Source organism: Clostridium sp. (genome assembly GCF_030532265.1).
Lineage (GTDB): Bacteria > Bacillota > Clostridia > Clostridiales > Clostridiaceae > Clostridium.
The window spans coordinates 1-25,551 of the sequence record NZ_JAUNLM010000031.1 but is presented as its reverse complement, the minus strand read 5'-3'; the positions used below and the strand labels follow the sequence as shown (position 1 = coordinate 25,551).

Below are 25,551 nucleotides of genomic sequence, written 5' to 3'. Positions count from 1 at the left end.
ACATAGAAAACTATCTCAACTAAATTAATAGTTGAGATAGTTTTTTTAGAATTTAGAGGTTATTTCATTTTTTTCAATTCTTTTTATATCTTTTAATCTTAAATGAGTTTCAGCTATTATATCATCATATGATTCACCTTCAATGAGCATTTGTTTAGCTTTTTCATGTGAAGCCTTTTCTTTTATAGCCATAATTACAACCTCCTAAAATATAAAGAAATTTCTTAATTAGTTTTCCTAAATTAAATACTAGATATTCATATAGAAAGATATTTTTATTATTTCATTAATTCATATACATTATAAAGATAAATAAAGTTCTTTAAAAGAATTAAAGGAAGTACATAAATATAACAGAAGGTTTTATTTCCAAAGTAAAAGAATTTAGTGATAATGAGTTTATAGTAGTAAGAGAGGTTATGACTTGGTGTGCTTTAGATACTCAATTCGTTGGTCTTTTATGTAAGTATAAAAATTTATCTGATTTCAAAGAAGGGGGATGGGTTAGTATAGAAGGTATTATAAAGGTTATAGATAATAAACCTTTAGTATCTATAAGTAAAATTTTAAAAATAAGTAAGTCAGGGAATAGATACATACATTCTAACTAAAAATTAAAATAAACTACATAAAAATATAGCTAATAAGAATATATTCTTATTAGCTATATTTTTATTTAAAATTTTAGTGATGACCACAAGAATGTACTGAAGAATGTCCAGCACAAGAGTTTGCAGGATTAAATTCAATTAATTTATTTTCCATAAATAAATTAACATTTTCTTTTAGTGAAGTATTTTCTGCTTTGAATACTTTTTTTCCTAAGCTGTTTAATTTATTTATAGCACCAGCACCTATTCCAAGAACTAAAACAACATCTATGTCAGCGCCACCGATTGCTTTAATTGGTTGACATTTACCGTGTTCATGGTTTAAATCGCCATTGTTTATAGCTTTAATTTCATTTGTTTCAGTATCAACAACTAAGAAAAATGGTGCTGAACCAAAGTGATTATAAGGAACACTTTCAAAACCTTTATTTTCTTTTACAGGAATACAAATTTTCATTATTAATATCTCCTTTCAAATTAGAATTACAATTTTTTTTACAATGCTTTTTACCTTCACATTGAAATTTTGGAAGGTCAATATAATTTTTAGTTTCTAAAGTTTTGCTTTTAATTGCATTTATAAAATTAACTAATTCATCTAAAATATCATCATTAATTGAATAGTGAACAAAATATCCAGCTTTTTCACCTTCAATAATATTAGCTTCTTTAAGAACTTTTATATGTTGTGAAACTGCTGCTTCAGATATATTAAGATGTTTAGCTAAACCTTTAGCACAAATATTTTTTTTTGAAAGCAAGATTAAAATTTTTAATCTAGTTTCATCTCCAAAAGCTTTGAATAATTTTTCTATATTTTTCATAAGTACCTCGAAATTTAATTAAGTAATTACTTAATTAAATTTTAATACTATTAGGAAAATAATTCAAGGGGTTTTTAAATATTAAATGGAATAAATTTGTTTATTAGAATATAATTTTTATATAGGATTAAACTAATGAGAGAATGGAGAGGTATAATAATGCTTAAAAAGAAAATAATTACTTTTGTAATAACGGGAATAATATTAAGTACAGGAATTCTTGGGTGTACTAATAGCAATATAAAAAAGGAATTAGAAAAGGGGATTACATCTATTGAAAACGGGCAGTATGATGAGGCTAAAGCAGATTTTGAAAATGTATTGAAAGAGGATAGTTCAAATCAAGAAGCAACAAAACTTTTAAATATAATAAATAATTACTATAATTCAAAAAAGGAATTTGAAGTTGACAATATAAAAGAGGCAGAAAAATATATAAATGAAATACCAAGTGAATATTCAAATTATAAGATAAAAGATGATATAAATAATTTAAAGAAAAAAATAAATGATAGAAAGAAAGAGATAGAAAGTATAAATAATGAATTAAATAATGTTGATAAATTAATAAAAGATAAAAAGTATGAAGATGCTAAAAAAGTAATTGATAAAATAGATAATAATGGAACAAAACATCAAAAGGAAAAGTTAGAAGGTTATAAAAAGATAATAAATGAAAAACTTAAAGAGCTTGAGGAAAAGAAAAAAAGAGAAGAAGAAAAGGCTAAAAAAGAAGTTATTGAAAAGAAAGAATTAGAAAGAAAAAATAAAGAAAAAGAAGCTATTAAGAAACCTTCATCAAGTAATAAAGTAAATACAAAAAATGAAGTTATCAACAATAATAAGCAATCTAAGAAAGAACATGTGTATAAAAATACTAACTTAGGAATACAAATAACATTTCCAGCAAGTTGGAGTGGGCTTTATACTGTAAAATCTTATGATGATGGAATTGGTGTATATATGATACCTCAAGAGCCATATAAGTATAGTAGTGAAGGTTTTCTATTTTCAGTAACTAAGTATAAATCAAAAGAAGATGAAAATTTTAAAGATACTGTTGGAAGTAAAAGATTTGTAACTGCAAAAGGTGTTAAGTATATTATAGGTGGACCAACAGATTTTCCTATTGGTGATGGAGAAAAAAATATGAAATTATATTTAAAGTTAAGTAATGAAAAATATGGGGTTGCAAGTACTGTAAAGGCTATAAGCTAATAAAATCAGGCTATCTTATTTATGATAGCCTGATTTTTATTTTAATATTTATACCTCAATACATGTCTATAAATATTTACTACATAGTTATAACCATCTATCCAATAAGGTAGAAGTTCAGGTTTATAATCTACAACATGCTTAATAAAATCGTCAAATAAGTTAAGCTTTAATAGAACTTTAATTATATCTTTGGGATATGGAGTAACTTTATCATAAGATTTTCTTGGGTCTATAACCATTATATTTTCTTTATTATTCACAAATATGTGAGCATTTCTTATATTTATACGTTTAAATTTAAGTATTTTTAAATCTTCAATAAGATCTATTAATTCTTTTGAAACTTTAAAAGAAAGTCCGTGTTCTCTTAAATATTCATAAAGAGTTTCTCCATGAACACATTCTCTTATTACTATGTTACTAACCTTTAACAGGAGTTTAGGGAAGAATCTGCTATCCTCTGTATTTTTTAATATATTTGCTTCACTTTCGGCAGATTTTATACTATTAAAAACTTTAAGAGCATAACCTTCAGGAGTTAGGTAAACACTTCCTTCACATCCAGAACCTAAAATTTCACAATCATTTAATTTTATAACATATTCCATAATATCACTTTTATAAATTGATTATAATCATTATATGCAAAATAAGGTTTATTGATTAAGTAATTTAAAATGTTAAATTTTATAAATAGTTACATAATAGCAAATAAAAATTTAAAATTGAAAAAAGTGTTTAATGATATTATTATTCTATACGTTTATATAAAATGTAAACATATTTAAGGGGGATAAAAATGAAAAAAGCTTTAAAAACTTTAGGCATAGTAATAGGATTACCAGTAATTTTTGTAATAATACAGGCTGTGGTCCAAAGTATGCAAATATTTATAGTGGCAAAACAAAATAATTTACAATTTAGTTATGAAAAAGTTATGCCTTTAATTTCAAAAACAAATCTAGGATTAAATTTATCAGTTTTTATTAGTGATTTAATAATGTTAATAATATTATTATTAATTTTTACAAAACATAAAAATAATCTTATAAATAAAGAAAAATTTAAAAAGATTAGTATAAAAAAATGTGTATATATTATTATGTTAGCTTGTGGAATTTATATGTTATCAATGTGTATAATAACTTTCTTAACACCTATTTTTTCAAGTTATAAGGACGTTCAGATGAATTTAAGTCAAGCACAAAATTCAATAATAGGAATTTTAATAATATCAATATTTGTACCTATATTTGAAGAAATATTTTTTAGAGGTGTTATATTTGGATTTTTAAAAAACAATTATAACATTGTAGTTGCTATTATAATTCAAGCATTAGTATTTTCATTTATGCACTTTAATGTAGTACAAGGGATATATACTTTTATATTAGGTGTTGTTTGTGCATTAATGTATATGTATAGTGAATCATTAATAGGCGGTATAATAGTACATATAGTATTTAATTTTTTAGGAATGACACTTACAAAATTGGCTACTGTTTCAGTAGCATTAACAGGAATATTTGGAATTATATTTTTAGTTATATTTTTACCTGTTTCTATAATTATGATTTTAAAATCTAGAAAGCAAGTATATTAAAAATAATATTTAAATTAAAGATTGGAGTTTTAAAACTCCTTTTTTTATATGTTTAAATATTTGTATAGATATAGAAATTAATAGAAATTTATTTTTATGATGTATAAAATATTAAAAGTTTAAACTATCTATATATAAATAAAAACATAATAGGTAGCTTATAAGTAATATAAGATATTCATATTATAACAATAAATCAATAAGGAGTATAATGTTAGTATAATATATAAGTTCTTATGCTTAAATTAAAAGTTAACAGAAGAAAAAATATAAGAAGGAAAGAAGATGGAAGTTATGAGTAATGTAATTAATTCATATTGGGGAGTAGAGCTAAAGACACATTTAGTTAATCAAGGAAGTGAAACATTGGCAATAGTACTGCCTGGAATAGGTTATACTTTAGATAGGGTAACTCTAGAATATATAAGCGAACTATCACTAAAATTAGGTTATGATTTAATTAAGGTTGAATATGGATTTCAAATTGCAAGAAAAACTTTTGATGTAGCTAAGGAATTTGATATAGTAGCAAAGGAAACTTTAGAGCAAATAAATAGTATACTAAATTCAAAATATAAAAATATAGTTATAATAGGTAAAAGTATAGGAACTTGTGTGCAAGATGTATTAAATGAAAATATAAAAGGGTACAATATAACAAATGTTTATATAAGTCCTATAGATAAAACTGTAAATATGGGAATTAAAGAAAATTCATTAGTTATAACAGGAAGTGCAGATCCACTTTTGAAAGAAGAAAATATAAGTAAAATAAATAGAATAAATGGAGTTAAATTAATAAAGTTTGAAGGTGCAAATCATGCTTTAAATATAGAAAAGCATCCAATTGATAGCTTGAAAATTCAAATAGATATAATAAAAGCAGTCGAAGATTATTTAAAGTAATTTAATTTAAAAAATTAGAGAATCAAAAGGTTCTCTAATTTTTTTTTTTTTTTTTTGATAATATTAAGAAGATTTAAATATATTAATTTGGCATTATAGGAAACTTATATTATATTTTCCATTAATAAAATTATTTGTATTAATATGAAAAATAATGTAAAATTGTTATGAATAATATATAAACTAAGGAGAAATAAATATGAAGAAAAAATTTATAGTTGTATTAATAATAATTATAGTTTTTATAATTGGAAGTTATTCATTATACAAAAAAAATCACAAGATTTTAATAAGTGATAAAAAAACAAATCTAATGTTTAATGTTAATGATAAAAGAAATCAACAAGGTTTAACTTATTCAAATGGAAATTTTTATATAGGATTTGATACAGGAAATCAAACTGGAGAAATAGTTTGTATTGACAAAAGTGGTAATAATAAAGGATCAACAGGAAAAATATATATAGGACATGCAGCAGGATTAGCATTTAGAGAAAAAAATGGACATATATATGTGGCAAATGGAGGTGGTGACAATTTAACACATGTTTATGAGGTGGATTTTAAGAATAAAAAGGTAATTAATGATATTAATTTAGAGGAGTTTGGTACTGCAGCTTTGATAGCTATAGATAATGATAAAGATAATTTAATTATATCAACATCATTAGAAAAAGGTAATAATGGAAATCCAACCTTCACTGTACTTGATTTTAATTTAAATAAAAAGTCACAATTTCAATTGAAAAATCAAGGAATTCCTCAAGGTATGGAATGTTACAAAGGGAAATTATATTATTACACAAATAATAAAATAACTTGCATTGATTTAAAAAAAGGGAAGATAATAAAAAGTTTTGATATTAATGAAAGTGGTGAAAGTGAAGGGTTAACAGTAGCAAATGATGTAAAAAACCCATATGTTGTTGTTGGATACAATAATAAAAATAGACTTTATTCAGTTAAATAGTATAAATTAATAACGATAATAGTCATAAAGAATATTATCCTTGTAAATAAAATTAAATTTTTAAATAAATTTATAAAAGGAAAAGTAAAAATAGTAAAAATAGATTCTAAAAATGGTTCAAAATTTTTAGAAAAAAAGTAATAAATAAAGAGTGATTTTTAAATCACTCTTTTTCTTTTAAAAAATTATAATGACATTTACTATATTGAATTTAAATAAAAAAGTAGTTTCTTAAATAATATAGCTAAATTAAAATAGATTAAACTTAAATTAATATTTATATTTTAGAAACAGAAAAAAATAATATAGTTTGATAAAATCAAATTATAAAAGGAGGTATTTTAAATGAAAGTAATTTTACATGTAGATGAAGAAGGAAAATTGGAAGTGGCATTAGGTAATATAAAAAATTTATTAAATTTAAATAAGAATATAACTATTGAATTATTAATTAATGGAAAGTCAGTAGTTAATTTAAAAGAAGATTATGCTAAAAAACATGGAATAATTAATGAACTAAATGATGTATTTAATAAAGGTGTTATAATAGCAGTATGCAATAATAGTCTAAATAAATTTAATATAGATAAAAACGAACTTTTAAACTTTGTAAAAGTTGTACCTGCAGGAATTATGGAGCTTATAGAAAAGCAAAATGAAGGATTTGCATATGTAAAACCTTAAAATATTTTACAAGATAATATTATTTATAAATAGAATTAATCTGTCTAGATAACGTTTTCTTAGAAGGGTTAATGGACTTTAGTTTAACTTAGGGGGAGAGAAATGGCTAAATATACTATAGGAATTGATTATGGAACATTATCAGGAAGAATACTTTTAGTTGATGTGAAAGATGGAAGAGAAATTGGTTGTAAAGAAGTGATTTATAAACATGGAGTTATGGATGAGTTTATGCCGGATGGAAAAACAAGATTACCAATTGATACAGCCCTTCAACATCCAAATGACTATTTAGAGGTTTTATATAAAATACCAAAACTTATAGAAGAATGTAAAGTAAATAAGAATGATATTATAGGAATTGGGGTTGATTTCACAGCTTGTACTATAATGCCAATAGATAAAAATAACGAACCTTTATGTTTAAAAGATGAATTTAAAAATAGAAGACATGCTTATGTTAAGTTATGGAAAGATCATTCATCACAAGATGAGGCTAATAAGTTAAATAAGATAGCAATTGATAGAGAAGAAACTTTTATTAAAAGGTATGGGGGAAAAATATCTTCTGAATGGCTTGTTCCAAAGGTTATGAAACTTATAAATGAAGATGAAGAAATTTATAATAATGCATATAGAATAATAGAAGCACTAGATTGGATTATACTAAAGCTTACAGGAAAAGAAAGTAGAAGTATATGTAGTGTTGGATTTAAAGGAATGTGGTCTAAGGAAAAGGGGTATGAATCAAAAGAATTTTTTAAATCATTAGATATTAAATTAGAAAATTTTACAGAAGAGAAGCTTAGTAATAATATTAAATGCTTAGATCAGTGTGCAGGAACTTTAACTAAAGAAATGGCAGAGAAGTTAAATTTAAAAGAAGGAATTAAGGTTGCAACTGGAATAGTAGATGCACATGCAGCACTTCCAGCTTTAGGAATTGTTAAACCAGGAAAAATGCTTATGATTATGGGAACATCAACTTGTCATATAATGATGGATGATAAAGAAAGATTTATAAGTGGAGTAAGTGGAGTTGTTGAAGATGGAATAATACCGGGATATTATGCTTACGAAGCTGGACAAGCTTGTGTTGGAGATCATTTTGATTGGTTTGTAAAAAATGCTGTACCAAAAGAATATGAAGATGAAGCAAAAAATAAAAATATTAATATTCATCAGTTATTATGTGAAAAAGTAAAAGGACAAAAGCCAGGAGAAAGTGGTTTAATTGCTTTAGATTGGTTTAATGGAAATAGAAGTGTTCTTACAGATGCAGATTTAACAGGAGCGATTATAGGTTATACACTTCATACAAAGCCGGAAGAAATATATAGAGCATTAATTGAGGGAACGGCTTTTGGTACTAAAATAATTATAGATGCTTTTGAAAATGAAGGTGTTGATATTAAAGAGATATACGCAGCTGGAGGAATAGCACAAAAAAATGAAATGATGATGCAAATTTATTCTGATGTATTAAACAAAGAAATAAATATATCTGATTCTAATCAAGCCTCAGCATTGGGTTCTGCAATACTTGCTGCAGCTATTGTGGGCAAAGAAAATGGTGGATATGATAGCATAGAGGAAGCATCAAAGTATATGTCTAGAAAAAAAGAAAAAACATATAAGCCTATTAAAGAAAATGTAGTTCTTTATAATAAGTTATTTAAAGAGTATAAAATATTACATGATTATTTTGGTAAAGGTGAAAATAATGTAATGAAGAGACTAAAAAAATTAAAAAATGAATTACTATAATATAAAAAACTTATTGCTTCTTAGCAGTAAGTTTTTTTAGCTTATTGGAAAAATTTTTAAATTTTATATTGAACATTTATTCTATATGTTATATATTATATATAACATATAGAATAAAGTTAATAAAGGAGGTAAAAATGTTTTTAGTTTTAGAATTTGAAAGCGAAACTCCTATATATCTTCAGATAAGAAATAAAATAATTGAAGGAATAGCAAAAGGCCAAATAAAGGAAGGGGATAAGCTTCCATCTGTAAGAGAGTTAGCATCTGGAGTGGAAGTTAATCTTCATACAGTAAATAAGGCATATAACTTATTAAAAGACGAAGGTTTTGTATCTGTAGATAGAAGAAAAGGTGTAATAGTTAATATTAAAAAAGCAAAAGATGACATAGAATTTAAAGAAAAATATAATTTAAAGCTTAATGAAATAACACAAGAAGGCATTGCAAAAGGGTTGTCTAAGGAAGAAATATTAAATTTATTAGATGGTATTTTAAAAGAGTATTAGGGAGGGTTAAATATGTTTGATATTAGTTATGTAATTATTATGACTTTAGTAATTTTTATTGAATTTTATTCAATGACAATACTTCCTATAAAGGGCAAGAAGCAATTACTTTTAGGTTGTGTAGTAACAGAAGAAATGAAAAATAATAAGGATGTAAAAAAGTTAGTAAATAGATATAAATGGGTTAATATTATAATTTCAATTATAGCAGAGGGACTAATAATATTTAGTTATTTAAAATCAAGTATAGCTCTTAATGTAGTTTCAATATTTTTTACTATATTTGCATTAATGATATCCTTTGGATTTTATAATGAAAAAATGAAAGGACTAAAGAGAAAATTAGGAGGATTAAAAGGAAAAAAACAAGTTGTTATTTATGAACTTGAAGAGGTTAAATATAATTTAAGAACATTAATTTTTTATATAGTTACTATGGGAACATTAATTTTATTTAATCTTTACTTAGCAATATCAAAATATGATTCAATGCCAAATATAATAGCAACAAACTTTGATTTTAGTGGAAATGTTATTGGTTATTCAGAAAAGAGCTTCTTTACTGTATTTTCAATAATATTATCAATGATATTTGTTTTTGGAATATTTATATTTATAGATTTTTTAATTCAAAAACAAAAACTTAAAATAGATCCAAGAAATCCAGAAAAATCAAGAGAAGGTAATTTAAAATATAGAAGACTTTTATCAAATATGATGATTTTTACTGGAGTTTTAACTATGGTTATATTAACAGTTGGAAATCTTCAAATACTTCAAATTATACCTATGAGCAGTTTTTTAGTTAGTTTTATATTAATTCTTGTAGTATTTATGTTTACTGTACTTTTTATATTTATGATTAAAGCTTACAAAGTAAGAAATAATTATAAAATAGAGAATAACAATGTAGTACAAAAAGACGATGATGATAATTGGAAGTTTGGAATTATATATTACAATAAAGATGATCCACGTGTTAATGTAGAAAAAAGATTTGGTATGGGGTACACAGTAAATGCTGCAACAAAAACAGGAATGGCAATGTATATTGGAATAATAGTTGTTTTAATTGTAGCATTAGTTATAACTTTTACTCAAACTTAAATTAATATAAATAGAAATTAATATAAAGAGATAGTATAAGTGACTTTATTTATACTATCTTTTTAATTTTACAGCTTTAAAATGTAAAAAAGTATTTACATCAATAAAATGGAAGTGTACAATAAATGTAAAGAAGTTTTTACATTAGAGGAGGAAGATATAATGTTAGGATTTAAAAAAATGGATGAAATGGAAATGCAAATATCTTTTAAGAGTATAAAGGTTGCATGGGCGTATACTGCTATTTTTTTATTTATATGGTCAGTTTATAATTATGTAATAAATGGTATATGGGGAGCAGAATTCTTTTTATTTATAACACAAAATCTTGTATTCTTAGGAGCAAGTACTATTTTAAAAATAAGGATGCAAAAATAAATGAGAAATAGAATAAAAGAATTAAGAAAAGAACTTGGATATAGACAAGAAGATTTAGCAATTAATATGAATGTAACTAGACAGACAATAAATGCAATAGAAAATAATAAGTATAATCCTACTTTAGAGTTAGCAATGAAGCTTGCTAAGTTTTTGGGGACAACAGTAGAAAATTTATTTTTTATTGATGACTAAATATAGTATTGAATAAATAAAAAGTAGAAGGTAAATACCCTCTACTTTTTATCTATTTTTTAAAACATTTTCTATAAACTCTTCATTAGTCATTGAAACTGGTTCATTTCTCCTAAGAAGTTCAATTTCATATTTATAAGGTGGAACAGATTTTTTGCTTTCTCCAGGAATGGTAACATAAGGAGTTTCAAGTATTTTTGGAATTTCTAAAAAGTCATTATGCCATACAACATATCTTAAAGCATCAAAACCTATATTACCTATACCAATATTCTCGTGACGGTCCTTTTTAGCTCCAGGAATATTTTTACTATCATTTAAATGAAATACTGCAATTTGATTTTTTCCAATAAGTTTATCAAATTCATTAATAACTCCATCAAAGTTATTAATAATATCATAACCACTATCACTTGTATGACAAGTATCAAAACAAACTCTAAGTTTATCATTATGAGTTACACCATCATAAATTCTTGCAATTTCCTCAAAGTTTCTACCAATTTCAGTTCCTTTACCAGCCATAGTTTCAAGAGCTATATTACATTTTGTATCTTTAGTTAATACTTCATTAAGACCTTTTATTATTTGATTAATTCCAGCATCAACACCAGCACCAACATGAGCACCAGGATGAAGAACTAAAGTTTTACTTCCCATAGCTTCAGTTCTTTGCAGTTCTAATGCTAAAAATTCAGTTGCAAGTTCAAAAGTTTCTGGTTTTACAGTATTAGCTAAATTTATTATATAAGGTGCATGAATAACTATATCATCTATTCCGTGCTCCTTCATGTAAGCCCAACCTTCGTCTATTCTAAGTTCACTAATGTCTTTACGTCTAGTATTTTGAGGAGCTCCAGTATATACCATAAAAGTATTAGCTCCATAAGAAACAGCTTCTTTAGCTGATCCTAAAAACATTTCTTTTCCACTCATTCCTACGTGGCATCCTAATTTTATCATATGAATTTCTCCCTTTAATCCAAAATTAAATTTATAAATATATTTTACTATTTTTAATAGAAATATGACAGTATAAATTTTTAAGTGATATAAATTATTACTTAAAAATAATTAATAGTTATAAATTTTTAAAATATTATTAAATAATTATAGTAAAAAAATATAATAAAAAATATAAATTAAATTAATCAAAACTAAGAAAAAATAATAATAAATAAAAAAAGTTTACAAAATGTTAACAATTATTTTCAAAAAAATTCATTGAATTTTTGTTTTTTAGGCCTATATGAATAAAAATAAGTAAAATCAATCTTTTAAAGTACTTGAGATAATAATATTATGTTTAGTAATACTAAATTTTAAAGTTAGTATTTATTACACAAAATTATTTTATTTACAAAAATATAATAAAAATACAAAAATGTAAAATAATAGTGTTGGTAAATGGTAAATTTGTACTATATAATTAATTCAAATTAATTCCGGGATTTAAAATAATAACAAATAAGATAGGGGATGATATTCAAAATGACTGAAAAAATTAAGCTTTATGGTTTTAATAATTTAACTAAAACTTTAAGTTTTAATATTTATGATGTTTGCTATGCAAAAACAGAAAAAGAGAAAGAAGATTATATAAAATATATAGATGAACAGTACAACTCAGAGAGATTAACAAAAATACTTTTTGATGTTACAGAAATAATAGGAGCACATGTACTTAATGTTTCAAGACAAGATTATGAACCACAAGGAGCTAGTGTAAACATATTAATAACAGAGGAAGCACTTCCAATAGCTAATGTGGATCCATCTTGTAATAAGGGCGAACTTTCATATGTAGATTTAAGAGATAGTATTGTAGGACATCTAGATAAAAGTCATCTAACTGTCCATACATACCCAGAATTTCATCCAAATAATGATATAAGTTCATTTAGGGTTGATATAGATGTATCAACTTGTGGAAAAATATCTCCATTAAATGCATTAAATTATTTGATTAATAGTTTTGATTCCGATGTAATAACAATGGATTATAGAGTTAGAGGCTTTACAAGAGATGTAAATGGACGTAAGCACTACTTAGACCATGAAATAAGAACAATACAAGATTTTATAGATAAAGATACATTAAAGAGATATGATGCTATAGATACTAACATATATCAATCTAATATATTTCATACAAAGATGATGGTTAGAGATATAAAACTTGATAATTATATGTTTAAAAAAGATCCTTACGAATTATCACCAGATGAGAGACGTGATATTAGAGATAGACTTACAAGAGAAATGATAGAAATATATGGTGGTATGAATATTTATTAGGAAAGGTGGGTTAATGGATTGAAAAATTTATCACAGTTTTGTGCACCTATATATGAGGCTTTGAAGTGGTATAAAAATCAAAGAATAGTTCCTTTTGATGTTCCAGGACATAAGCAAGGAAGGGGAAATGAAGAGCTAAAAGAGTTTCTTGGTGAAGATTGTTTAGCAGTAGATGTAAATTCTATGAAACCTTTAGATAACCTTATGCATCCTGTTTCTGTAATTAAAGAAGCTGAAGCACTTGCAGCAGAAGCTTTTAATGCAGATAATGCATTTTTTATGATAAACGGTACAACATCAGCTGTACAAGCAATGATAATGAGTGTTTGTAAAGATGGAGATAAAATTATAATGCCAAGAAATGTTCATAAATCTGCTATTAATTCATTAATTGTTTCTGGAATAAAACCTGTTTATATAAATCCAGGAATACATAATGATATAGGTATATCATTAGGAATGGCAATTGAGGATGTTGAAAAGGCAATATTAGAAAATAAAGATGCAAAAGCGATTTTTGTAAACAATCCAACTTATTATGGAATTTGTTCACCACTTAAAGAAATTGTTAAATTAGCTCATGAAAATAATATGTACGTTCTTGTAGATGAAGCTCATGGAACACATCTTTATTTTGGAGAAAATCTTCCAGTTTCAGCTATGGAAGCTGGAGCAGATATGGCTGCTATAAGTATACATAAAACAGGAGGGTCACTTACACAAAGTTCAATGCTTGTTATGAAGAGTGATAGAATAAGCCCTGATTATGTTAGAACAATTATAAATTTAACACAAACAACAAGTGCGTCATATCTTTTATTATCTTCATTAGATTTGGCAAGGAGAAATCTTGCTTTAAATGGTAAGAAAATATTTAAAGAGGTAGTAGAACTTTCGGAATATGCAAGAAATGAAATAAATAAAATTGGTGGATATTATGCTTTTTCAAGAGAAATAGTAAATGGCAATAGTATTTATGATTTTGATGTAACAAAGCTTACTATAAACACTTTAGGAATAGGTCTTGCAGGTATAGAAGTTTACGACATATTAAGAGATGAATATGGTATTCAAATAGAGCTTGGTGATATAGGAAATATTCTTGCAATAATATCAGTTGGTGATACGAAATACAATATAGAAAGATTAGTATCAGCTTTAAGTGAGATAAAAAGAAGATATGCAAAAAAAGAATTATTAGCCTTTGACCATGAATATATAAACCCAATAATTAAGGTTACTCCAAAAGAAGCTTTTTATGCAGAAAAGGTAAGTAAGAAAATTACTGAGTGTGAAGGGGAAGTATCTGGTGAGTTTATTATGTGTTATCCACCTGGAATTCCAATTTTAGCACCAGGAGAACTTGTAACAAAAGAAGCAATAGACTGTATAGTTTACTCAAAGGAAAAGGGATGTTTAGTAACTGGAACTGAGGACATGAAAATAGAAAATATAAAAGTATTAAAATTATAGGGAGGTATTTTAAAGATGGAATTATGGTATACAGAAGAACATACAGATAAAGTTAGATTTTCAATAAAGGTTGAAGAACAATTATATAAAGGAGAAAGTGATTTTCAAAGAATAGATGTTTTTAAATCAGAAGAATTTGGAACATTTTTTACATTGGATGGTCTTATGATGGTTACAGAGAAAGATGAATTCATTTATCATGATATGATAGTTCATGTTCCAATGGCAACAAATCCTAATATAAAAAATGTATTAGTAATTGGTGCTGGAGATGGTGGCACTGTAAGAGAACTTACTAGGTATAAAACAATAGAAAAAATAGATATGGTTGAAATAGATAAGTTAGTTGTTGATGTATGTAAAAAATATTTACATCAAACAGCTAGTAAATTAGATGATGAAAGAGTAAATATATATTATGAAGATGGACTAAAGTTTGTAAGAGGTGTTCAAGATAAGTATGATCTTATAATTGTTGATTCAACAGATCCATTTGGACCAGGAGAAGGATTATTTACAAGAGAATTTTATGGAAATTGTTTCAATGCACTTAAAGAGGATGGGATACTTGTAAATCAACATGAAAGCCCATATTATAAGGCTTATGAAAATAATATGAAAAGAGCTCATAAGAGAATAAAAGAATGTTTCCCAATTTGCAAAGTTTATCAAGCGCATATACCAACATATCCATCAGGGCATTGGTTATTTGGATTTGCATCAAAAAAATACGATCCTGTAAATAATGAATCAATAGATAAATGGAATGAGCTTAATATAAAAACTAAATATTACAACACAGAACTTCATAGAGGAGCATTTGCTCTTCCAAACTATGTAAAGGAAGCTTTAGAAAATGCAAATGAATAAAAATATTTCAACATTTATAGGGTGTGAATCAGAATATGATGAAGCAAAAGTTGTAGTTTTTGGAGCACCTTTTGATTCAACAACATCATTTAGACCAGGTACAAGATTTGCAAGTCAAACTATGAGAATAGATTCTTGGGGACTTGAAAGTTATAGCCCTTATCAAGATATTGACCTTTATGATATGAAAGTATTTGATGGTGGAGATTTAGAATTACCTTTTGGAAACAGTGAAATGGCACTTAAAGAAATAGAAAAATTTTCAGCTAAAGTCGTATTAGATGATAAAATACCGGCTATGATAGGTGGAGAACATTTAGTAACATTAGGAAACTTTAGAGCTGTTTTTAAAAAGTATCCAAATGTTCATGTTATACATTTTGATGCTCATGCAGATTTAAGAGAAGAGTATTTAGGGGAAAAGTTATCTCATGCAACAGTACTTCATAGAGTTTGGGATTTAGTTGGGGATGATAAAATATTTCAATTTGGAATACGTTCAGGATCAAAAGAAGAATTTAATTGGGGAAAACAACATGTATATACAAATAAATTTAATTTAGATAATTTAGAATTTGCTATAGATAAAGTTAAGAATTTTCCAGTATATATAACTATAGATTTAGATGTTTTAGATCCATCAGTATTTCCAGGAACAGGTACTCCAGAACCTGGTGGAGTTGAATTTAAAGAGTTATTAAATTCAATATTAAAGCTTAAAGGATTAAATATTGTAGGATTCGATATAAATGAATTATCTCCACAATATGATAGTACAGGTGTATCTACAGCTGTGGCTTGTAAAATTTTAAGAGAGATGATTCTTATAACAAATAATAAATAGAAGGTTTATATAAATAAAAAACTCTAGTTAGTTTATACTGGTTAGAGTTTTTTTTCTTTTTATATGTTATATATAAATTTATGATAAAAATATTATTATATGTCCATAATGAAATAGTATAGTTAAATTTAGCATATATATGAATCAAAATATAGTTTATAAAATAATTAATAATATTGAAATTAAAAATAGAGGTGTAGGTTTTATATGTTCAATTCATTAAAAAGGAAAGTAGTAGATTATAATGGATCAAGATATGAATTAGAATTAAGTCCACTTACTAATACTATTAGATTTTCAATTGATTATAAAGGTGCGGTAGATGCTTTTGTACTTGGAGACTTTAATGATTGGAAGAAAAAAGACGATTTTAAACTTAAATGGAATTTAGATACTTCAGATGGAAATGTGAAAATGATTAGAGATATTACTTTCTCAGAAGGATTAAGGAATGGCGAATATAAGTATGGATACTTAATAATAGATTCTGAAGGAAATGAAGTTTATATAAATAACTGGAATCAAAATATAGAGGAATTTTCATTTAACTGGGAAGGGTTTAATGAAGTTATAGAAATTAAATCTTCAGCAAACTTTGTTTCAGAATATTATCCAACAGAACTTGTTTTAGTTAAAAAATCATTATATGGAAATATACCTATTGAAGATTCAATTTTTTATTTAGAAAGTAAAGTTGAAGGAGTACATATAGAAGAAAATATTTTGAAGGTCTCAGAAGAAGTAAAAGAAGGAACAGAAATTATAATAGTAGCCATAGATGAAGAAACAAAAAGATGGGCTAAAAAAACTATAATAGTTAGAAAATATAAAGAAAAAGGATCATTTTTTCAATTTATAAAAGGAAATGGATTGTATTTTGGTGACAATTTTAGTTGGAATATATGGAGTTTTGATGATAACAAACATGGTGAAGAAGTTTCTCTTAATTTTAAGACTGACCTTGGTATAGGGGAGTTTTTAAGGAAAGATAAGTTTATATTGAGAAAAAGAATATGGGGTAATGGATGGGTAAATGATTGGAGTGAACAGACTAATACATTTAATTTAAATAAAGATGAAAAAAATATTTATTTAATATATGAAAATAATAAAATTACTACATCATTAAAAGAAGCAATAAAGCTTACTGCTCCTAAAATAGAAAAAGCTATAATGGACAATAAAAATAAAATAAGAGTATTTTTATCACATGAGCCTATTATAGGAATAAAATATTTCTTATATATAAATGGAATAAAAGTAGATAATATATCAACAATAGTTAAGGAAAAGCAAAGAGAAGTTTTAATTATAAATTTTCCAGACAATATAGAACCATCAAGTCTTTTGGAAATAAGAGCATCAAGTATGTTTTCGTCATGCAAAGTTATGATAAGAGATTACTTAGAAAACTTTTATTATGGTGGTAATGACTTGGGGGTAACTTTTAAAGAAAATACAATAAGGTTAAAGCTTTGGGCACCAACAGCTAAAAAAGTTGAGGTTTTAATTTATAAAAATAATGAAGATTTAAATGAGGATTTTTTAGAATCATATGAAATGATGAAAAATAAAGAAAATGGCACATTTAAATGTGAAATATTTAGAAATACAAATGAAGAAAAATATTATTTATATAGATTATACTTTAATGAAATTGATGAAAAAAATAAAGTTTATACTAAAATAACATATGCAGTTGACCCTTATGTTGAAGCCGTAGGTCTAAACGGTAAAAAGGGAGCTTTAATTAGTTTAACTAATGAAAGAGCTGTTCCTTATAAATGGAATTCTTATATTAAACCTAAAATCAAAAGTATAGAAGATTCAATAATATATGAAATGCATATAAGAGATTTTACAATAAGTGAAACATCAGGAGTTCCTAAGGAGTTAAGAGGAAAGTTTTTAGGGGCAGCTCAAGAAGGAACAGTATTTAAAAATAAATATACAGGTAAAACTGTAAAAACAGGATTAGATCATTTAAAAGAGTTAGGAGTAACGCATATACACTTACTTCCAGTGTTTGATTTTAAAACAGTAGATGAAAGTATGGAAAGTGAAGAAAATAGAAATTGGGGATATGACCCACAAAATTTTAATGCAATAGAAGGAAGTTACTCAACAAATCCAAGGGATCCTTATGTAAGAATAAAAGAATTTAGAGAGATGATTAAGACATTTCATGAAAATGGATTAATGATAGTAATGGATGTTGTATACAATCATATGTATGACACAAAAAATATGGACAATATAGTTCCAGGATATTATTTTAGAAGTGATATTTATGGAAATTATACTAATGGATCTGGATGTGGAAATGAAATAGCAACAGAAAGACCAATGATTAGAAAGTTTATAATAGATTCTATTTTACATTTAATAAGAGATTTTCACATTGATGGATTAAGGTTTGACCTTATGGAACTTATAGATTTAGAAACTATGAAAGAAATAGTTATGAAAGTTAAAGAAATTAATAAAAATATATTAATTTATGGGGAGCCATGGAAAGGTGGTAATTCAGAAGTTAGAAATGGAACTTATAAAGGAAGTCAAAAGGGGCTTGGTTTTTCAATTTTTAATGATGATTTTAGAGATGCCCTTAGAGGGGATAATTCACCATCAAGAGGTTTTATAAATGGAGATCAGCATAATAAAGAAAAGGCTTGGAAGGTAATTGAGGGTTTAAAAGGTTCAATTAATACAATAACTTATAATCCAATAGAAAGTATAAATTATTTAGCTTCACATGATAACTATACAATATGGGATCAAATAGTTAAGACTGATAATTATAGTGTACAAAACAAGCATTATAGAGATTCTATTAAAGAACTTTCTGGAAGTGAAATATTTAAAAATTATTATGTGAAAGAAAATATTTTAGGTGCAAGTTTAATATTTACAGCACAAGGAATACCATTTATTCAAAGTGGAGCTGAATTTTTAAGAACTAAAGAGGGTGATTATAATAGCTATAAAAGCTCTGATAAAATAAATGCAATAAATTGGGCAGAAAAAGAAAAGTTTATAGAAGTATTTAATTATTATAAAGGACTTATAAAGTTAAGAAGAAACTTTAATATATTTAAAATGAAAACTCAAGATGAAATTAGAGAAAATTTAAATATATATTTCCAAGATAATAATGATACAACAGGAGTAATAATAGCTCATTTTAAAGCTAATAATAGTAAGTATAAGGATTTTGTTATTATATATAATAGTTCATCAATTGATAATTATGATGTTAATAGATCTATTCCTATAATTGATAATAGGGATTGGTATATAATAGCAGATGAGAAAATAGTGTCAGCAGAGCCAATAGGGGTAGCTAAAAATGGTTATATACCAGGACTTAAAGCTCATTCTATGATGATAATTTGTAAATAAATAATACTAAAATACTATATAATTTTTAAAAACTAAAATGTAAACAAAATTTTAATATTTTTATATATTAAGACACAGAATATATAAAATGATAAAATAAAATTAAAGAAAATTAATATAAGATTTACAAAAAGTAGAAATGTTAATAGCTAATTATTACTATAATGATACAAATTTTATAAAAGTATTTTGGAGGAATTACAAATGAAAAAAAGTAAGTATGTAGTGATAGGAGTGGTTATGGTATTAGCAACTATAGCTATAGTATCAGCATGTGCTTCAAGAAAAGAAATTGATGTTGAGAATGAGGCTGGAATAATAAAAGAGGATTATAGTAAACGCAATAAAGTAAGGCAAGATGTTATAGACGAAATTAACAAAGAAAAAAGTTCTTCATCTATAAATAAATTAGTAATTTAATTAATTTCTAAGCTATATTAAATGTAAGGAGATATAAAATTAGACAATTCTAATATTATATCTCCTTATTTAAAATTTGTTTAAAAAATATAGAAATTATATATAAATGAATAAAAATTTCTATTTGTAAATAATCATATTATTTATTATTAAACTTAATTCAAAAATATATAATTATAAAATTTAATTGCTATAATTAAACCGTAAGTACAATCAAATTATAAAGATTAATTAAAGAAAATCATTTTTGATTTTTTAGGAGGTTTTAAAATGAGCAAAAAAGTAGAAGAATTAAGAGAAAAAATAATAAAAAAAGCAGAAGAAGATCTTAAAGTAGCAGAAGAAAATACAAAAGAATATAAAGAAGACCAAAAAGAAGCTAATAAATTAGGAAAAGCTATAACAGAAGAGCTTGATAAAGAAGAAAAAGAAGAAGAAGCTTTACAAAAAGAATTTGCTAAAGAATTAAAAAGTGATATGGAAAGTAAATAATAAAAAGAAATATTTTGAATAATGCTTTTATTTGAATTAAAAATAATGAATGTATTATAGAAAGTATACAACAATTAAAATTTTTAATTTTATAGTTTTTCTATAAATAAAAGTAGAGTTAATAAAATAACTCTACTTTTGTTTATTTTATTATGAATTTTTTATAATAATAATCATTAATAAAATAAGTAAAATTAATAAAATAAAAGTTGAATGTACAGGAATGTCAATAAGTTGGATTTTTTCAATTAATAAGGTTGTAATTATAAAAATCATACTAAGAAGTGAAAAGAATTTTACGGTTGATTTAGAATTAAGCATCATAAAATATCAACTCCTTTCAAATTAGAGCTATTTTATAATTTAATTATACTATAAATTTTTTAGTTTAAGTAATTAAAACTTGTATAAAAGACAAAATTTTATTAAAGTTAATAAATACTCATTTAAGAAGGTAAATATATGTAAAAAATTATGGTTTTATGATAAAATTATCATATAATTTAAAATTTAATAAAAAAATAAAATGTTACATTTATACGTCACCATTAAATTGTATTATATTATTATAATAATAATTCCTGATTACAATATTAAATAAGTTTTCTCAAATTATTTTATATAAGGTAAATTAATCTTTTAACTACAATTGAACGGCAATAAAAGGAATTATATTGATTATGAGATTTTACTAGGGGGTGAAATCTCATTTTTTTTTTGAATTATGAGATGGGTAATTTAGTAGTATAGCAGGTGAGGGATTATAGGAAAGATAAATAATGCTTTAAATATGTTAGTACTCCTTAAGACTAGAAAGAAAATGTCAAGAAGAGAACTTGCAAATAAGCTAGAAGTTGATGTTAGGCAAATTAGTAGATATAAAGAAGCTCTTTGTATGGCAGGAATTAATATAAAGGAAGAGCGAGGAAGGTATGGAGGTTATAGTATAGATAAGGAGTCAAGTTTAATAGCTGTTGGATTAAGTGAAGATGAAGCAATAGCACTTAAACTTGGTATTAATTATTTAGAAAGAGGAACTTTTCCTTTAAAAGAAGATTTTAATTCAGGAATATTAAAGATATTAGCGGATTATGGTAAAGATAATGATAAATTTTGCAATAATTGTGCAGTAGCTCAACATAAGAGAATAAATAGATATAATATAAATTTAAAAGATAAATGGAAAATAGTTAATAATTCAATATCTAATAAGAAAAAGATTAAAATAAGATATTCTAATATGAATGATGAAGAAATGATTAGAGTAATACATCCTTATGGAATCTATATATACGAAGGAGCAAGTTATATAGTAGCTTTTTGTGAATATAGAAATGAAGTTAGAAATTTTAAATTAGTAAGAATACTAAATCTTGAGGAATTAGATGAAGATTTTAAAGATGATGACTTTGATGTTAAATCATATTTAAAAAGAAGGATTGGTATATATAGTGATACTAATAAATATGATATTAAGTTAAAAATACATTATCCTTACGCAAAGTGTTTTAAGGAACATATATGGGTAGAAAAAGATCAGTTTGAGGATTATAAAGAAGAAGGATATATTATATATAATGGACTTATAGAAGGAAAACCAGATATAGTTAAATGGATATTAGAAATGGGTTCTTCCTGTGAAGTTTTAGAACCGAAGGAAATAAAAGATGCTGTAATGGAAGAATGCAAAAAAATAATGAAATTATATAATTAAATAATATAGAATAATTATAATGTAACATTTTAAAAATAGTTAAAAATAAACTTAAGAATTTTCTTGAGTTTATTTTTTATTTTATAAACTTTATAGTAATTTAAAAATAATATATAATAAGATAATTTAGTAATAATATATATTTTTTTATAAATATAATTTTTATTAAGGAATTTATTTATTAATTTTAAGTAAGGGGTTGATAAAGTGAGTTGTCTTGGAAATATTATATGGATAATATTTGGAGGGTTTTTTAATTCAATAGGGTGGTTATTTATAGGGGTATTATGGTGCCTAACAATAATTGGAATTCCAGTTGGTTTACAATGTTTTAAAATGGCAAAGTTACAATTAGCACCTTTTGGAAGAGATGTAGTTACAGTAAATGATAGTGGAGTTAGTCTTGTAATGAATATACTATGGATAATATTTGGTGGATTAGCAATGTGTTTAGCAAATATATTAAGTGCAATACTTTTATGTATAACAATAATAGGTATACCATTTGCAGCACAAAGCTTAAAAATTGCTAAGCTTTCACTTATGCCTTTTGGGAAAGAGGTTAGATAATGTATGAAATGTAAATTAAATAGTAGAATTTAGAGGGAATTTTAGTTATAATTAACATTAAGGAATTATTTAACGTATTTTATTCAAAAATGTAAAATAATATACCTTAATTTAAAATTAAATTAACAAAGGATTAAGAAAAAGTTATTTACAACTAATAATTATTATTATATAATAAGTTCATAGTAAGAAATTAAATTTTCTTAATCCAAATATGTAGATTATAATTTATTGAAATAGATACATTAAGTTATAATGTATATAAAAGTGGGTTTGAATATGAGGAGGAGTTAATTATGAAAAAATTTGTATGTACAATCTGTGGATATGTTTATGAAGGAGAAACTGCACCAGAAAAATGTCCAGTATGTGGAGCAGGTGCTGATAAATTCAAAGTTCAAGAAGGAGATATGGCTTGGGCTGATGAACATAGAATCGGAGTAGCTAAGGGAGTAGACGAAAGAATCGTAGAAGGATTAAGAGCAAACTTTACTGGAGAATGTACAGAAGTAGGAATGTACTTAGCAATGTCAAGACAAGCTGACAGAGAAGGATACCCAGAAGTTGCAGAAATATATAAGAGAGCTGCATTTGAAGAAGCAGAACATGCTGCAAAATTCGCTGAGCTTTTAGGTGAAGTATTAGAAGCAGATACAAAGAAAAACTTACAAGCAAGAGTAGATGCAGAATTTGGAGCATGTGAAGGAAAGAAAGAATTAGCAACTTTAGCTAAACAATTAAACCTAGATGCAATCCATGACACAGTACACGAAATGTGTAAAGATGAAGCAAGACATGGTCAAGCATTCAAGGGTGTATTAGATAGATATTTTGGTTAATATAAATTTATACTAAAAAATAGCAGATGCTAAATATTTTAGTGTCTGCTATTTTTATTTATAAAATTATATTTATTTTTTGAATATTTTAAAAATTTAAAATATTAATTATTTTTTGTAAAAAACTTGTTTATTATATTTAATTATGATATAATATTTAAAGTAGAAATACAAAATTTAAGTTATTAAAGATGTTTAATTAGGTTATAATTTTCTCCTTTTTAGAGAATTTATAATTAAGTAGGGTCTTTAACTAGGAGGAATTTAGAATGGATAAAACAATAGTATGTAAAGATTGCGGTAAAGAATTCATCTTCACTGAAGGAGAACAAGCATTTTACAAAGAAAAAGGATTCGATAACGATCCAGTAAGATGTAAAGAATGCAGAATCGCTAAGAAAAACCAAAGAAATAACAACAGATAGTTTTAATCTGTTTAAGAAATCCTAAAGGTTTTAACCTTTAGGATTTTATTTTTTATTTATAAGTGTAGCAATTAATTGCTACACTTATTTAATTAGAAAGTTTAAAATAATTTTCAGAAATTTTTCCATCTAAAGTAGGAGATAAACTATTTATAAATTTTAAAATAGATTTTCCACTTTCTCCTTTAGCTAAAGTAGGAACATAATCATTTCTGCTTGAAATAGATGATATTGTAGCAGGTAAAACTTTAAATTCAATATCACTTAAGCTATTATCACTAAAATTAAATTTTCCTTGTAATATAAATGTTTTCTTATCTTGAGGATTAGAATTTCCTCCAAACGCAAAGTTTGCAAGTGAATAAGCAATAAGCTTACCCTTATAATTTTCAAGTCCTTGTATTACGTGAGAATGAGAACCTAGAACCATAGTAGCTCCATTATCTATTGAAAAATGAGCTAAATCAACTTGATAATTAGTAGGTTTATTTTCTCTCTCTATTCCCCAATGAAAATATGGAATTATAATTTGAGTTCCTAAAGCTTTTAAATCATCAATATCCTTTTTAATTTTTGCTTTAGTATTTTCACTATTATCCCATGCTTGATATCCTAAAAATCCAAATTTAATTCCCTTTATAGTCTTTTTTATTATGTGCCCCTCACCAGTTATATCAATTTTTTTCTCTTTTAAAGCATTAATAGTATCATTAAAGCCTTTTTGTCCGTAATCGTATATGTGATTATTTGCAACTGTAACTCCTTCAATAGAACCTTCTATTAATATATTGCTGTATTCCTTAGGACCTTTAAAATGAAATTGAACAGATGCTCCTTTATCAACTTTCTCAGTAGAATTAGTAAATGTACTTTCTAAGTTAACAAGAGTATAATCATCTTTACTAAATATAGGTTTAACATTTTTAAATATGTAAGAATAATCATTGCCATTTGCTTTTACAGTTGTTGGTAAACTTGTTGATTGATCGAATGTTGTATCTGTTCCTAAAGTACAATCACCGGCAAAAGATATTAAAACATCTTTTTTTTCAGGTTCTTTAGCAATAGATTCATTATTTTTAGATTTATCATTAGAAATAGTTGTTACATCTTTATTATCAGTGCTTTTATTAATAATTTTATTTGATATATAAGATATAGATATTATAAGTAAAATTAATATGATAGAGAATATTATTCTGTTTCTAATTATACGATTCCTTCTAAGTTTTCTTTTTTTATTTTTTAGATAAGCTTTATTATAAGTTTTCCTTTTCATAAATACCTCCTATTAAATACCATATATAAATATAATATTATAAAATATGTAAAAAAGTAAGGTTTTTGTAAAAAAGTGAGAGAAAATAAAATTTTATAGAAAAATTTTAAAAAAGATGTTTACAACGGATAATTATTATTATATAATAAT

General features: G+C 24.8%; 28 protein-coding genes. 22 read left to right on the top strand and 6 right to left on the bottom strand.

What is annotated here, in order from left to right; translation table 11 throughout:
• Window positions 1-45 precede the first annotated feature (45 nt).
• Window positions 46-192 carry a hypothetical protein gene (locus Q4E08_RS07980; RefSeq protein WP_303130013.1) on the bottom strand — a complete coding sequence of 49 codons (147 nt, stop codon included), beginning with the start codon at window positions 190-192 and terminating at the stop codon, window positions 46-48.
• A gap of 152 nt (window positions 193-344) precedes the next feature.
• On the opposite strand from Q4E08_RS07980, the gene Q4E08_RS07975 reads away from it, so the two are divergent.
• The gene (locus Q4E08_RS07975) at window positions 345-611 is read left to right on the top strand and encodes a hypothetical protein (protein ID WP_368410168.1); all 267 of its coding nucleotides are present in this window, start codon (window positions 345-347) and stop codon (window positions 609-611) included.
• A 73-nt stretch (window positions 612-684) separates the two neighbouring features.
• Here the strand turns inward: Q4E08_RS07975 and Q4E08_RS07970 are convergent, their stop codons facing one another.
• Together Q4E08_RS07970 and Q4E08_RS07965 are read right to left on the bottom strand one after the other, a co-directional pair.
• Window positions 685-1,068, bottom strand: coding sequence for a NifB/NifX family molybdenum-iron cluster-binding protein (locus Q4E08_RS07970; RefSeq protein ID WP_303130010.1), 384 nt, complete (start codon window positions 1,066-1,068; stop codon window positions 685-687).
• Complete coding sequence (locus Q4E08_RS07965; protein WP_303130008.1) at window positions 1,037-1,435, bottom strand: helix-turn-helix transcriptional regulator; 399 nt, start codon at window positions 1,433-1,435, stop codon at window positions 1,037-1,039. The genes Q4E08_RS07970 and Q4E08_RS07965 overlap by 32 nt, the downstream gene beginning before the upstream one ends.
• Before the next feature lie 135 nt (window positions 1,436-1,570).
• On the opposite strand from Q4E08_RS07965, the gene Q4E08_RS07960 reads away from it, so the two are divergent.
• Window positions 1,571-2,653 carry a tetratricopeptide repeat protein gene (locus tag Q4E08_RS07960; protein WP_303130006.1) on the top strand — a complete coding sequence of 361 codons (1,083 nt, stop codon included), beginning with the start codon at window positions 1,571-1,573 and terminating at the stop codon, window positions 2,651-2,653.
• Between the two features lie 41 nt (window positions 2,654-2,694).
• Here the strand turns inward: Q4E08_RS07960 and Q4E08_RS07955 are convergent, their stop codons facing one another.
• A complete protein-coding gene (locus tag Q4E08_RS07955; RefSeq protein WP_303130004.1) occupies window positions 2,695-3,264 on the bottom strand; it encodes a serine/threonine protein kinase in 570 nt (189 codons plus the stop codon).
• A gap of 191 nt (window positions 3,265-3,455) precedes the next feature.
• Between Q4E08_RS07955 and Q4E08_RS07950 the strand changes: the two genes are divergently transcribed.
• The 9 genes from Q4E08_RS07950 to Q4E08_RS07910 all read left to right on the top strand — a co-directional run bounded on the left by Q4E08_RS07950 (window position 3,456) and on the right by Q4E08_RS07910 (window position 10,775).
• On the top strand, window positions 3,456-4,259 hold the full coding sequence (locus tag Q4E08_RS07950; RefSeq protein WP_303130002.1) for a CPBP family intramembrane glutamic endopeptidase: 804 nt from the start codon (window positions 3,456-3,458) through the stop codon (window positions 4,257-4,259).
• Between the two features lie 285 nt (window positions 4,260-4,544).
• Window positions 4,545-5,165 carry an alpha/beta hydrolase gene (locus Q4E08_RS07945; RefSeq protein WP_303130000.1) on the top strand — a complete coding sequence of 207 codons (621 nt, stop codon included), beginning with the start codon at window positions 4,545-4,547 and terminating at the stop codon, window positions 5,163-5,165.
• A 199-nt stretch (window positions 5,166-5,364) separates the two neighbouring features.
• On the top strand, window positions 5,365-6,135 hold the full coding sequence (locus Q4E08_RS07940) for a YncE family protein (protein WP_303129998.1): 771 nt from the start codon (window positions 5,365-5,367) through the stop codon (window positions 6,133-6,135).
• A 345-nt stretch (window positions 6,136-6,480) separates the two neighbouring features.
• Window positions 6,481-6,819 carry a DsrE family protein gene (locus tag Q4E08_RS07935; protein ID WP_303129995.1) on the top strand — a complete coding sequence of 113 codons (339 nt, stop codon included), beginning with the start codon at window positions 6,481-6,483 and terminating at the stop codon, window positions 6,817-6,819.
• Between the two features lie 102 nt (window positions 6,820-6,921).
• Window positions 6,922-8,586: a ribulokinase gene (locus Q4E08_RS07930; protein ID WP_303129993.1), complete on the top strand. Its 1,665-nt coding sequence runs from the start codon at window positions 6,922-6,924 to the stop codon at window positions 8,584-8,586.
• Window positions 8,587-8,723: 137 nt separating this feature from the next.
• Window positions 8,724-9,095, top strand: coding sequence for a GntR family transcriptional regulator (locus tag Q4E08_RS07925; RefSeq protein WP_303129990.1), 372 nt, complete (start codon window positions 8,724-8,726; stop codon window positions 9,093-9,095).
• Between the two features lie 12 nt (window positions 9,096-9,107).
• Entirely contained in the window at window positions 9,108-10,202 is a 1,095-nt protein-coding gene (locus Q4E08_RS07920; RefSeq protein ID WP_303129988.1) for a DUF1648 domain-containing protein, read from the top strand.
• Window positions 10,203-10,364: 162 nt separating this feature from the next.
• Entirely contained in the window at window positions 10,365-10,580 is a 216-nt protein-coding gene (locus Q4E08_RS07915) for a hypothetical protein (protein ID WP_303129986.1), read from the top strand.
• On the top strand, window positions 10,581-10,775 hold the full coding sequence (locus Q4E08_RS07910) for a helix-turn-helix transcriptional regulator (protein WP_303129985.1): 195 nt from the start codon (window positions 10,581-10,583) through the stop codon (window positions 10,773-10,775).
• A 48-nt stretch (window positions 10,776-10,823) separates the two neighbouring features.
• Here Q4E08_RS07910 and Q4E08_RS07905 read toward each other — a convergent pair whose 3' ends face one another.
• Window positions 10,824-11,738, bottom strand: a complete 915-nt coding sequence (locus Q4E08_RS07905; protein ID WP_303129984.1) for a deoxyribonuclease IV — start codon at window positions 11,736-11,738, stop codon at window positions 10,824-10,826.
• Between the two features lie 528 nt (window positions 11,739-12,266).
• Between Q4E08_RS07905 and speD the strand changes: the two genes are divergently transcribed.
• From speD to Q4E08_RS07850, 11 genes are all read left to right on the top strand, one after another.
• Window positions 12,267-13,073, top strand: coding sequence for an adenosylmethionine decarboxylase (speD, locus tag Q4E08_RS07900; protein WP_303129983.1), 807 nt, complete (start codon window positions 12,267-12,269; stop codon window positions 13,071-13,073).
• Between the two features lie 18 nt (window positions 13,074-13,091).
• Window positions 13,092-14,546 carry an aminotransferase class I/II-fold pyridoxal phosphate-dependent enzyme gene (locus Q4E08_RS07895; protein ID WP_303129980.1) on the top strand — a complete coding sequence of 485 codons (1,455 nt, stop codon included), beginning with the start codon at window positions 13,092-13,094 and terminating at the stop codon, window positions 14,544-14,546.
• A 15-nt stretch (window positions 14,547-14,561) separates the two neighbouring features.
• On the top strand, window positions 14,562-15,416 hold the full coding sequence (gene speE / locus Q4E08_RS07890; protein ID WP_303129978.1) for a polyamine aminopropyltransferase: 855 nt from the start codon (window positions 14,562-14,564) through the stop codon (window positions 15,414-15,416).
• The gene (gene speB, locus Q4E08_RS07885; RefSeq protein WP_303129976.1) at window positions 15,403-16,260 is read left to right on the top strand and encodes an agmatinase; all 858 of its coding nucleotides are present in this window, start codon (window positions 15,403-15,405) and stop codon (window positions 16,258-16,260) included. Before speE ends, speB begins: the two co-directional genes overlap by 14 nt.
• A 207-nt stretch (window positions 16,261-16,467) precedes the next feature.
• The gene (gene pulA / locus Q4E08_RS07880) at window positions 16,468-19,662 is read left to right on the top strand and encodes a type I pullulanase (protein ID WP_303129974.1); all 3,195 of its coding nucleotides are present in this window, start codon (window positions 16,468-16,470) and stop codon (window positions 19,660-19,662) included.
• A gap of 204 nt (window positions 19,663-19,866) precedes the next feature.
• Window positions 19,867-20,082, top strand: a complete 216-nt coding sequence (locus Q4E08_RS07875; protein ID WP_303129972.1) for a hypothetical protein — start codon at window positions 19,867-19,869, stop codon at window positions 20,080-20,082.
• Between the two features lie 270 nt (window positions 20,083-20,352).
• Complete coding sequence (locus Q4E08_RS07870) at window positions 20,353-20,574, top strand: hypothetical protein (protein ID WP_303129971.1); 222 nt, start codon at window positions 20,353-20,355, stop codon at window positions 20,572-20,574.
• A 790-nt stretch (window positions 20,575-21,364) separates the two neighbouring features.
• A complete protein-coding gene (locus Q4E08_RS07865) occupies window positions 21,365-22,288 on the top strand; it encodes a YafY family protein (protein ID WP_303129969.1) in 924 nt (307 codons plus the stop codon).
• A gap of 207 nt (window positions 22,289-22,495) precedes the next feature.
• On the top strand, window positions 22,496-22,858 hold the full coding sequence (locus Q4E08_RS07860; protein ID WP_303129967.1) for a YccF domain-containing protein: 363 nt from the start codon (window positions 22,496-22,498) through the stop codon (window positions 22,856-22,858).
• A 296-nt stretch (window positions 22,859-23,154) separates the two neighbouring features.
• Complete coding sequence (locus tag Q4E08_RS07855) at window positions 23,155-23,697, top strand: NADH peroxidase (RefSeq protein WP_303129966.1); 543 nt, start codon at window positions 23,155-23,157, stop codon at window positions 23,695-23,697.
• Window positions 23,698-23,966: 269 nt separating this feature from the next.
• Complete coding sequence (locus Q4E08_RS07850; protein WP_303129965.1) at window positions 23,967-24,122, top strand: zinc-ribbon domain-containing protein; 156 nt, start codon at window positions 23,967-23,969, stop codon at window positions 24,120-24,122.
• A gap of 88 nt (window positions 24,123-24,210) precedes the next feature.
• Here the strand turns inward: Q4E08_RS07850 and Q4E08_RS07845 are convergent, their stop codons facing one another.
• Window positions 24,211-25,401, bottom strand: a complete 1,191-nt coding sequence (locus tag Q4E08_RS07845) for a CapA family protein (protein ID WP_303129963.1) — start codon at window positions 25,399-25,401, stop codon at window positions 24,211-24,213.
• Between the last annotated feature and the right edge of the window lie 150 nt (window positions 25,402-25,551).

What these genes read in the sequence shown, in the direction of transcription:
- Q4E08_RS07965 (WP_303130008.1), bottom strand. Translation starts at nt 1,435, where the DNA reads ATGAAAAATATAGAAAAATTATTCAAAGCTTTTGGAGATGAAACTAGA.
- Q4E08_RS07870 (WP_303129971.1), top strand. Translation starts at nt 20,353, where the DNA reads ATGAGCAAAAAAGTAGAAGAATTAAGAGAAAAAATAATAAAAAAAGCA.
- Q4E08_RS07925 (WP_303129990.1), top strand. Translation starts at nt 8,724, where the DNA reads ATGTTTTTAGTTTTAGAATTTGAAAGCGAAACTCCTATATATCTTCAG.
- Q4E08_RS07850 (WP_303129965.1), top strand. Translation starts at nt 23,967, where the DNA reads ATGGATAAAACAATAGTATGTAAAGATTGCGGTAAAGAATTCATCTTC.
- Q4E08_RS07940 (WP_303129998.1), top strand. Translation starts at nt 5,365, where the DNA reads ATGAAGAAAAAATTTATAGTTGTATTAATAATAATTATAGTTTTTATA.
- speE (WP_303129978.1), top strand. Translation starts at nt 14,562, where the DNA reads ATGGAATTATGGTATACAGAAGAACATACAGATAAAGTTAGATTTTCA.
- Q4E08_RS07970 (WP_303130010.1), bottom strand. Translation starts at nt 1,068, where the DNA reads ATGAAAATTTGTATTCCTGTAAAAGAAAATAAAGGTTTTGAAAGTGTT.
- Q4E08_RS07950 (WP_303130002.1), top strand. Translation starts at nt 3,456, where the DNA reads ATGAAAAAAGCTTTAAAAACTTTAGGCATAGTAATAGGATTACCAGTA.
- Q4E08_RS07935 (WP_303129995.1), top strand. Translation starts at nt 6,481, where the DNA reads ATGAAAGTAATTTTACATGTAGATGAAGAAGGAAAATTGGAAGTGGCA.
- Q4E08_RS07855 (WP_303129966.1), top strand. Translation starts at nt 23,155, where the DNA reads ATGAAAAAATTTGTATGTACAATCTGTGGATATGTTTATGAAGGAGAA.
- Q4E08_RS07945 (WP_303130000.1), top strand. Translation starts at nt 4,545, where the DNA reads ATGGAAGTTATGAGTAATGTAATTAATTCATATTGGGGAGTAGAGCTA.
- speB (WP_303129976.1), top strand. Translation starts at nt 15,403, where the DNA reads ATGCAAATGAATAAAAATATTTCAACATTTATAGGGTGTGAATCAGAA.
- Q4E08_RS07915 (WP_303129986.1), top strand. Translation starts at nt 10,365, where the DNA reads ATGTTAGGATTTAAAAAAATGGATGAAATGGAAATGCAAATATCTTTT.
- speD (WP_303129983.1), top strand. Translation starts at nt 12,267, where the DNA reads ATGACTGAAAAAATTAAGCTTTATGGTTTTAATAATTTAACTAAAACT.
- Q4E08_RS07865 (WP_303129969.1), top strand. Translation starts at nt 21,365, where the DNA reads ATGTTAGTACTCCTTAAGACTAGAAAGAAAATGTCAAGAAGAGAACTT.
- Q4E08_RS07905 (WP_303129984.1), bottom strand. Translation starts at nt 11,738, where the DNA reads ATGATAAAATTAGGATGCCACGTAGGAATGAGTGGAAAAGAAATGTTT.
- Q4E08_RS07955 (WP_303130004.1), bottom strand. Translation starts at nt 3,264, where the DNA reads ATGGAATATGTTATAAAATTAAATGATTGTGAAATTTTAGGTTCTGGA.
- Q4E08_RS07845 (WP_303129963.1), bottom strand. Translation starts at nt 25,401, where the DNA reads ATGAAAAGGAAAACTTATAATAAAGCTTATCTAAAAAATAAAAAAAGA.
- pulA (WP_303129974.1), top strand. Translation starts at nt 16,468, where the DNA reads ATGTTCAATTCATTAAAAAGGAAAGTAGTAGATTATAATGGATCAAGA.
- Q4E08_RS07920 (WP_303129988.1), top strand. Translation starts at nt 9,108, where the DNA reads ATGTTTGATATTAGTTATGTAATTATTATGACTTTAGTAATTTTTATT.
- Q4E08_RS07930 (WP_303129993.1), top strand. Translation starts at nt 6,922, where the DNA reads ATGGCTAAATATACTATAGGAATTGATTATGGAACATTATCAGGAAGA.
- Q4E08_RS07960 (WP_303130006.1), top strand. Translation starts at nt 1,571, where the DNA reads ATGAGAGAATGGAGAGGTATAATAATGCTTAAAAAGAAAATAATTACT.
- Q4E08_RS07980 (WP_303130013.1), bottom strand. Translation starts at nt 192, where the DNA reads ATGGCTATAAAAGAAAAGGCTTCACATGAAAAAGCTAAACAAATGCTC.
- Q4E08_RS07910 (WP_303129985.1), top strand. Translation starts at nt 10,581, where the DNA reads ATGAGAAATAGAATAAAAGAATTAAGAAAAGAACTTGGATATAGACAA.
- Q4E08_RS07875 (WP_303129972.1), top strand. Translation starts at nt 19,867, where the DNA reads ATGAAAAAAAGTAAGTATGTAGTGATAGGAGTGGTTATGGTATTAGCA.